The organism is Nitratireductor sp. GCM10026969, from assembly GCF_042660605.1.
GTDB lineage: Bacteria > Pseudomonadota > Alphaproteobacteria > Rhizobiales > Rhizobiaceae > Chelativorans.
This window is the reverse complement of the sequence record NZ_JBHSUM010000174.1, coordinates 1-8284: the sequence shown is the minus strand read 5'-3', so window position 1 is coordinate 8284 and position 8284 is coordinate 1. Positions and strand designations below refer to the sequence as shown.

The window sequence follows — 8284 nt, the reverse complement described above, 5'->3', positions numbered from 1 at the left end:
CCGCTGGCGCGGCGTTTCGGGGCCGGGCTTCTGACACGGCTCGACCAGGCGCTGGGGCGTGCCGAGGAGGCGATCTCCCCGCGCCTGCCCGTGCCGCCGCTCTCGGCGGAGCGGCAACTGGCCGAACCGATGGTTTCGACCGATGGCATCGAGGTCCTCGCCCATACGCTCGCCGTCACGCTCAAGCAGGATCTCGAGCGTCGGGGGGAGGGGGCCGATGCGCTGCAGCTTTCGCTGTTCAGGGTCGACGGTGCGGTACACCGATATGTGGTCCGCACGTCTTTGCCGGTGCGCGAGCCGGCCATCATCCGCAGGCTGTTCCGCGAGAGGCTTGCCGCCGTCGAAGACGAGATCGACACTGGCTACGGCTTCGAACTGGTGCGGCTTTCGGTGCTTGAAGCCTCTCCCTTCGCCATTGCGCAGACCGATCTCGCCGGTGAAGGCGCCGGCGATGAAGAGGGCCTTGCCTTTTTCGCCGACCGCGTGCAGGCCCGCCTCGGCGGAAATGGGCTGGTGCGGCCCGTACCGGTCGAAAGCCACATTCCCGAGCGCGCCGTCCGCATGGTCCCCTTTACGGCTTGCGAAAAGGCGCTCCTTCGGGAAAAGGAGGGTGCGCCGTCCGCGCAAGTCCCTCCCGGCCCGGAGCGGCCGATCCGCCTTTTTGCGAATCCCGAGCCGGTCGAGGTCATCGCCGCCGAGGTGCCGGAAGGACCGCCGCTCCACTTCCGCTGGCGGCGCGCCATGTATCACGTCGCCCGCGTCGAGGGGCCCGAGCGGATCGCCCCGGAATGGTGGCGCGAGCCGGAGGATGCCCCCACGCGCGATTATTTCCGTGTCGAGGATGCCGAGGGCCGCCGTTACTGGCTCTATCGCCAGGGTCTTTACGGTGCCACGGAAGGAATGCCGCGCTGGTTCATGCACGGGATCTTCGCATGACGGTAGCCCCTTCCTATGCCGAATTCGCCGTGCAGTCGAATTTCTCCTTCCTGCGCGGCGGCTCGCGACCGGAGGAACTGGTCGTGGCCGCAAAGCTCTACGGCCATTCGGCCCTCGGCCTTGCCGACCGCAACACGGTGGCGGGCGTGGTGCGCGCCTGGACCCAGTCCAAGCACATCAAGCTGACGGAAGGGGCCGAGCCGGCGCTGCTTCCTTTCCATCCCGGTTGCCGGCTCGTCTTTTCCGACGGCACGCCGGATATTCTCGCCTACCCCCAGGACCGCCGCGGCTGGGCGCATCTCTGCCGCATGCTGACCGTCGCCAACCAGCGCGGGGAGAAGGGCGATCCCGACCTGCGCGCCGGGGATTTTCTGGAATGGGGCGAGCGCATGTCCCTTGCCGTCCTGCCGGATCTTCGGGCGGATCCGGAGAAGACCCTTTCCCTTCTGCGCTTTCTGAAGGATCGGTTCGGGCGCCATCTGCGCCTTGCCGCCGTGCCCACCTACAAAGGCGACGACCGCTTCCGGCTGGAGCAGGCCGCGTCCCTTGCCGCCGCCGCGGGCCTGCCGCTGATGGCCGTCAACGACGTGCTGTATCATGCGGCCGAGCGCCGCTCCCTGCAGGATGTGCTCACCGCGATCCGGCTGAACACACCGGTTGCCGAGGCGGGTTTCGTCCTTGAAGCCAATGCCGAGCGGCACATGAAGCCGCCGGAAGAGATGGCGCGGCTCTTCCGCCGTTATCCCGAGGCGCTGACCGAGACGATCCGTTTTGCAGAAAGCCTCACCTTCTCGCTTTCGGAACTCCAGCACAACTATCCCGACGAGCCGACGGAATCCGGACTTCCCGCACAGGAGGAGTTGGAGCGGCTCGCCTGGGAAGGCGCGAAGGAGCGCTTCCCGCAAGGCGTGCCCGAAAAGGTCAAAAACCTCATCCGCACGGAACTCGCCCTGGTGCGGGAGAAAACCTACGCCCGCTACTTCCTTACCGTCCACGACATCATGAAGTTCGCCCGCTCGAAGGGAATCCTGTGCCAGGGGCGCGGCTCGGCCGCCAATTCCATCATCTGCTACTGCCTTAAAATAACGGATGTCGGCCCCGACATCATGGACCACCTCCTGGAGCGCTTCATTTCCGTGGAACGCGACGAGCCGCCGGATATCGACGTCGATTTCGAACATGAGCGGCGCGACGAGGTCATCGCCTATATCTACGAGAAATACAGCGAAAAGCACACCGCGCTCGCCGCCTCGGTCGTCTCCTATCGCGGCCGTTCCGCGCTGCGCGAGGTGGCCAAGGCGCTCGGCCTTTCCGAGGATATGATGAGCGCGCTTTCGGGCTCCATCTGGGGTTGGTCGAGCGCCAGGCTGGGTGAGACGGAGACCCGCGCCGCAGGGCTCGACAAGGCCGACCCCCGCACGAGGCACCTGGTCGCGCTCGCCAATGACATCATGGGCTTCCCCCGCCATCTCTCCCAGCATGTGGGCGGCTTCGTCATCACCAAGGACAGGCTCGACGAGATCGTCCCCATCGTCAAAACGGCGATGGACGACCGCAAGATGGTCGAGTGGGACAAGGACGACCTGGACAATGTCGGCCTTCTCAAGGTCGACGTGCTGGCGCTCGGCATGCTGTCCTGCCTGCGCCGCGCCTTCGACTTGCAGGAGAAGCACTATGGCAAAAGGCTGACGCTCGCGACGATCCCGAAGGAAAGAAAACCTGTCTACGACATGATCAGCCGCGCCGACACGATCGGCGTGTTCCAGGTCGAATCGCGCGCGCAGATGTCGATGCTGCCGCGCCTTCAGCCACAAAAATTCTACGATCTCGTCATCGAGGTGGCGATCGTCCGGCCCGGCCCCATCCAGGGCGACATGGTGCATCCCTATCTCAGACGGCGGGAGGGGACGGAAGATCCCGAATATGTGCGGCCGGAACTCGAAGCGATCCTGAAGAAAACACTTGGCGTTCCACTGTTTCAGGAGCAGGCGATGAAAATCGCCATTGTCGCCGGCGGCTTCGAACCGTGGGAAGCCGACCAATTGCGGCGTGCCATGGCAACGTTCAGGCGCATGGGAACGATCCAGCAGTATGAGCGGAAGATGATCGAGGGCATGGTCTCGCGCGGCTATCCGCGCGACTTCGCCGAGCGCTGTTTCAAGCAGATCGAGGGTTTCGGCGAATACGGCTTTCCCGAAAGCCACGCCGCCTCCTTCGCCTTGCTCGTCTATGCGTCGGCCTGGTTCAAGACCTTCTATCCGGACGTCTTCTGCGCGGCGATTCTCAACTCCCAGCCCATGGGCTTCTACGCGCCGGCACAGCTCGTGCGCGACGCGCGCGAGCACGGCGTCGAGGTACGGCCGGTGGACATCAATCTTTCCGAATGGGACTGCACGCTGGAGGAGGCGCTCTTCGATCCCGCCCGCGTGGCCGGACGGCATGCGGAAATGCGCCGCGTCATCGGAACGCGCCGTGCCGTGCGTCTCGGCTTTCGCCAGGTGAAGGGGCTTTCCAAAGACGACATGGAGCGGCTCGTGCAAAACCGCGGCGCCGGCTATGATTCGGTGCGCGATCTGTGGCTGCGTTCGGGCCTCGGCAAGGGTGCGATCGCTCGCCTCGCGGAGGCGGATGCCTTCCGTTCCCTCGGCCTCGACCGGCGCGCGGCGCTTTGGGCGGTGCAGGCGCTGGACGGCATCGGCGCCGCCGCACGGCTACCGCTTCTCGACCGGCCCGATCTCCGCCTTGCCGAGCACGAGCCGGAGATGCGGCTGCCCGCCATGCCCCTGGGCACACATGTGGTGCATGATTACCGCGCGATCGGCCTGTCGCTCAAGGCGCACCCCGTCTCCTTCCTGCGCACGCGCCTCGATGCGGAAGGCGTGGTTCCCAATGAGCGCCTGTCGTCAATGGGCAACGGGTGCCGCCTTTCCGTCGCCGGCCTCGTGCTCATCCGCCAACGCCCCGGCACCTCCAAGGGCGTCATCTTCATGACGCTCGAAGACGAGACCGGCATTGCCAATGCGGTCGTCTGGCACAAGGTGTTCGAGCGCTTCCGGCCGCAGGTGCTGGGCGCCCGGTTCGTGCGCATCACCGGCCGTCTGCAGTCGGCTTCGGGCGTCATTCATGTGATGGCCGAGCGGATCGAGGATTTAAGCCATAGGCTCGGTCTTCTGGAGCGGCAGGAGCCGTTATCTCGGGACGGCAGAGCCGGAGCCCACGTTGCCGGCGCACGAAAGGATGCGCCGGCGCGACCGCGGTCCGAACCCCTCGACAAGCCGCATGCCGCCTCCGCCATGCCCAAGGGGCGGAATTTTCACTGACCGCAAGGATCGGCTCATGCCGGCGATCGGACCGATACGCCGGTGCATCGGTCCGCAAACCGGAATCGCATTTTTTGGAAAGCACGATGCACGGATTCAAAACCTGAAACGCTCTTCCCTGCGTCCGGATGGACGCAGGCGGTATCCATGGCTGCACCACAATGCCGGCGTCAGATCCTGAGAGTCGGAGAAACCGGTTGGCGAGACCCGCTGGGAGAAGACCTGACCAGTCCTCCTACGCCAAGGCTTCGGAGGACGTCGTGATTCTTTTCAGCGGCGGCGCTGATCTGCAAAACTCGAGGAACGAAACAGGATGGTGGAGCTGAGGGGAATCGAACCCCTGACCTCATCATTGCGAACGATGCGCTCTCCCAACTGAGCTACAGCCCCGTTTCGCCGGAACGGAGCGCATTTAGGTCGTGGCCGGCGCCCCTGTCAAGCGTCGCGTTAGCCCTGTTTGCGCAGGACTTGCCGCAATTGGCGCCAATGGCTACATGTCGCGAAACCTTTCGGGAGATCGGCATGCTCGCGTTCATCCAAACCATCATCATGGCGCTCGACATCTACTGGTGGCTCATCATCGGCGCGGCCATCTTCTCGTGGCTCTACGCCTTCAATGTCGTCAATCCGCGCAACCAGTTCGTGGGCATGTTCGGCAACTTCCTCTTCCGCGTCACCGAACCCGCGCTGCGGCCGATTCGCAGCGTGCTGCCCGATCTCGGCGGCATCGACATCTCACCGATCATTCTCCTGCTCATCATCTTCTTCGTACGCCAGTTCATCCTGACGACGGTCGCTCCCGCCGTTCTGTAGCATGGGAGGCAGGCCGCCTGCCTTCTTCCGCGCCACGTCCGAAGGCGTCGAGCTGCGCGTCCGCCTCACACCCAAAGCTTCCCGGGATGCTGTCGAGGGGCTGGAGACCGCGGCGGATGGTGCGCAGCACCTGAAGATGCGCGTGCGTGCCATTCCCGAGGACGGAAAAGCGAACGCCGCGCTGGAGAAACTGGTCGCCAAGTGGCTGAAAGTGCCCGTCCGCGACGTCAAGCTCGTCTCCGGCAGCAGATCACGGCTGAAGACGCTGTCGATTCTTGGCGACAGCGAATCTCTTTCGGCGCGGCTGGATAAAATCCGGCGATGACGGCATGGATTTTCCGAAGAGGCTGATGTATATAAAAGGCATATTACAACCTTGAGTGGAATATTATATTATGAAATATATTCTGTTGATTTTATCTCTATTTGCCATGGCGCATGCGGCCGGCGCCGGGGAAATCGAAAGCGCTTATACCGAGCTCGATCCGAAGCGCGACTGCGAGGTCATTGCCGCGAACCGGGACGGCGGCGACTGGAGCAATCTCGTATGCTCCGGTTACAAGGGCTATCCGGTCGTGATCAACTACGGGGACGCGCGCGAATCGCTCTTTTACGGCTTTCCGGGCGATCTTCAGCCGCAATGGGAATCCTTCACCGGCTTCAACCATGCCGGCCCGACCATCGAATGGCGCGTGGAAAAGGGGGGTGGACTCGAAAAACCTTTCGCGACCATTCACCGCTGGTTCGTCAACGAGGACGAGGCAAAGGTCGAGGTCCTCGTGGTCGAGAAGGTCGCGCAGCCGGACGTGCACGAAGGCTGCGCTGTGGGCTATGTCGTGGCAACCGGCAACGCGAAGGCCAATGAAAAGGCGCGCCGGATCGCCGACGAGGAGGCGCGCGATTTCATCTGCGGCTCCATGCGCCCGACGGTGCGCGCCGGCGACGTGCCGCTGCCGGCACTTTCGCAGTAGAGCGTCCGATTTCAGATCAGTTCACCGTTTCAGGCAAACGGTGAACTGATCTATCTGTTGGTTTCACGCAATTCCGGACGGAAAACCGGCTTCCAGTTTTCCTGGATTGCTCTGCGGCCCCGAGGGCCATTCCACTTCCGCCCTTGCCGCGATGTTGGCGGCAGGCAAGCCGCATTCGTGCCACGGCAAGTGATCCCACTTTCAGGCTGTCGCGCTCTTGGCCCTGTCGATCGCCTCGACGATCAGGCGGCGGGCTGCGGCGGCGTCCATCCAGTCGCCTATCTTCACCCACTTGCCGGGCTCCAGATCCTTGTAGTGCTCGAAGAAGTGCTGGATCTGCTGCAGCGTGATCTCCGGCAAGTCGGTGAAATTGTGCACGTTCTCATAGCGCCGCGTGAGATGCGGGGAGGGAACGGCGATCACCTTCTCGTCCTGGCCGGAATTGTCCTCCATCACCAAGACGCCGATCGGCCGCACATTGATGACGCAGCCGGGGATGAGCTGGCGCGTGTTGCACACCAGAACGTCGATCGGGTCACCGTCGTCAGAGAGCGTGTGCGGCACGAAGCCGTAGTTCCCCGGATAGGTCATGGGAGTGTAGAGGAACCGGTCGACGATCAGCGTGCCGGCTTTCTTGTCCATTTCGTATTTGATCGGCTGCCCGCCGACGGGCACCTCGACGATGACGTTGACATCTTCAGGCGGATTGTTGCCGATGGAAACGGCCTCGATGCGCATGGGCTGGTCCCGATTTGGTTGACGTTTGCGAGCGCTGCCTATCCGCTCTCGCGCCAACGGGCAATGCGGCGGATCCACCCGGACAGCTTTTTTTCGCGGTCAGTCCCAGACGAAGGCGATCTTGCGCAGGGCCTTGCTGTCGAAAACCTCGACGCCTTCGGCGACATTGCGCCCGCCCGCACTCTGATAAAAGGAGATCGCGCCGGTATTTTCCTCCAGCGCCCAGACCACCACCCCCTCGAAACCGTGGGCTACAAGCATTTCACGGGCGGCTTCGAAGAGGCGTGTTCCCATGCCGATGCCCTGATATTCGGGGCTCAGATACAGCTCGTAGATTTCGCCGTCCTGTTTGAGCTGACGCGCGCGGTTGCGCCCGAGGGTCGCATAGCCGGCAACTTCCCCGCCGACCTCCATCACCAGGACGGTGGCCGAGCGGCGAATCGCATTGGCCCACCAGCGCGGCCCGCGGCGCCCGACCATCGCATTGAGGGCGCGATGCGGGATGATCCCGGCATAGGCCCCGCGCCAGGCGCGGTCATGCACGGCGGCGATGGCATCCGCGTCCTGCGGGTCCGCTCTTCGGATGTCGATCGATAGTGTCTTCATGGCCCATTAACCATAGACGCGCGGGCCGGGGGCTGCAAGCGGAACCGGGGCCTGCCGGCGCGTTCGACTGTCGCGCCGTTTGGTGCTATGCGCGAGGGGAGAACGGGCGTGCTTTCAGCGGCGGACAGGCGATGGGCGAGAAAGAGCGTGACGAAGAAAGGCGGGCCGAATCACGCCGCATCCTGAAGCGTGTGGAACGTGATTCCGATACCCTGTTCCTCGGCGCGGCGTCGACGGCGCGGGACCATTTCAGCGCGCGCGAGGCAGAAGACGCGGACTGGACGGAGCGATGGGGCCGGCGCATCGGGCGCGTGCTCGGCCTCGGTTTCGCCGTGTTTCTCATCATCTGGCTCTGGCGCTTCTTGACGGGGACCCCATGACAGGTTTGCAAGGCGAGGGCAGGGACGGCGCCCGGGGCGCCGTGATCGTGATCTCCAGCCACGTGGCCCGCGGCTCGGTGGGCAACCGGGCCTGCGTCTTTGCGCTGGAAACGCTCGGCCATCCTGTCTGGGCGGTGCCGACGGTCATGCTCCCCTGGCACCCCGGCCACGGGCCGGCGACGCGGATCCTTCCGCCGGCGGAGGCCTTTCAGGCCTTCCTGAGAGATCTGGAGCGGGCGCCCTGGCTCGGGGAGGTGACGGCTGTCCTGTCGGGCTATCTCGGCGAGCCGAGCCAGGCCGACGCGGTGGCCGCGCTGGTGCGCCGCGTGAAGGCGCACAATGCAGATGCGCTTTACCTGTGCGATCCGGTGATGGGGGATGCCGGCGGGCTCTATGTGCCGCCGGAGACGGCGGCGGCCATTCAGAAGACGCTCCTGCCGCTGGCCGACATTGCCACGCCGAACCGCTATGAACTCGCCTGGCTGGCGGAGGCGGAGCTGGACACGCCCGAGGCGCTGGC

The 8284-nt window shown here is 64.4% G+C and carries 9 protein-coding genes and 1 tRNA gene; 7 read left to right on the top strand and 3 right to left on the bottom strand.

The window, feature by feature from the left end:
* Both ACFP9U_RS21930 and ACFP9U_RS21925 read left to right on the top strand, forming a co-directional pair.
* A partial coding sequence (locus ACFP9U_RS21930) for a DUF6504 family protein (protein WP_378624730.1) occupies window positions 1-936 on the top strand: 936 nt, incomplete at its 5' end.
* Window positions 933-4256, top strand: a complete 3324-nt coding sequence (locus ACFP9U_RS21925; RefSeq protein ID WP_378624729.1) for an error-prone DNA polymerase — start codon at window positions 933-935, stop codon at window positions 4254-4256. The genes ACFP9U_RS21930 and ACFP9U_RS21925, both read left to right, overlap by 4 nt.
* Before the next feature lie 314 nt (window positions 4257-4570).
* Here the strand turns inward: ACFP9U_RS21925 and ACFP9U_RS21920 are convergent.
* Window positions 4571-4646 (bottom strand) — tRNA-Ala (locus tag ACFP9U_RS21920).
* A 132-nt stretch (window positions 4647-4778) separates the two neighbouring features.
* Between ACFP9U_RS21920 and ACFP9U_RS21915 the strand changes: the two genes are divergently transcribed.
* From ACFP9U_RS21915 to ACFP9U_RS21905, 3 genes are all read left to right on the top strand, one after another.
* Complete coding sequence (locus tag ACFP9U_RS21915; RefSeq protein ID WP_322453117.1) at window positions 4779-5069, top strand: YggT family protein; 291 nt, start codon at window positions 4779-4781, stop codon at window positions 5067-5069.
* Window position 5070: 1 nt separating this feature from the next.
* The gene (locus ACFP9U_RS21910) at window positions 5071-5394 is read left to right on the top strand and encodes a DUF167 family protein (protein ID WP_378624727.1); all 324 of its coding nucleotides are present in this window, start codon (window positions 5071-5073) and stop codon (window positions 5392-5394) included.
* 70 nt (window positions 5395-5464) lie between these two features.
* Window positions 5465-6040, top strand: coding sequence for a hypothetical protein (locus tag ACFP9U_RS21905; RefSeq protein WP_378624725.1), 576 nt, complete (start codon window positions 5465-5467; stop codon window positions 6038-6040).
* A gap of 201 nt (window positions 6041-6241) precedes the next feature.
* On the opposite strand, the gene ppa is transcribed toward ACFP9U_RS21905, so the two are convergent.
* Together ppa and ACFP9U_RS21895 are read right to left on the bottom strand one after the other, a co-directional pair.
* Window positions 6242-6778 carry an inorganic diphosphatase gene (gene ppa / locus ACFP9U_RS21900; protein ID WP_378624724.1) on the bottom strand — a complete coding sequence of 179 codons (537 nt, stop codon included), beginning with the start codon at window positions 6776-6778 and terminating at the stop codon, window positions 6242-6244.
* Window positions 6779-6877: 99 nt separating this feature from the next.
* Window positions 6878-7384 (bottom strand): GNAT family N-acetyltransferase, encoded by a 507-nt coding sequence (locus ACFP9U_RS21895; RefSeq protein ID WP_322453113.1) that lies wholly within the window; start codon window positions 7382-7384, stop codon window positions 6878-6880.
* A 131-nt stretch (window positions 7385-7515) separates the two neighbouring features.
* On the opposite strand from ACFP9U_RS21895, the gene ACFP9U_RS21890 reads away from it, so the two are divergent.
* Entirely contained in the window at window positions 7516-7764 is a 249-nt protein-coding gene (locus tag ACFP9U_RS21890; RefSeq protein WP_378624722.1) for a hypothetical protein, read from the top strand.
* Window positions 7761-8284, top strand: a 524-nt coding sequence (locus tag ACFP9U_RS21885; RefSeq protein ID WP_378624721.1) for a bifunctional hydroxymethylpyrimidine kinase/phosphomethylpyrimidine kinase, incomplete at its 3' end; no start/stop codon positions are given. The genes ACFP9U_RS21890 and ACFP9U_RS21885, both read left to right, overlap by 4 nt.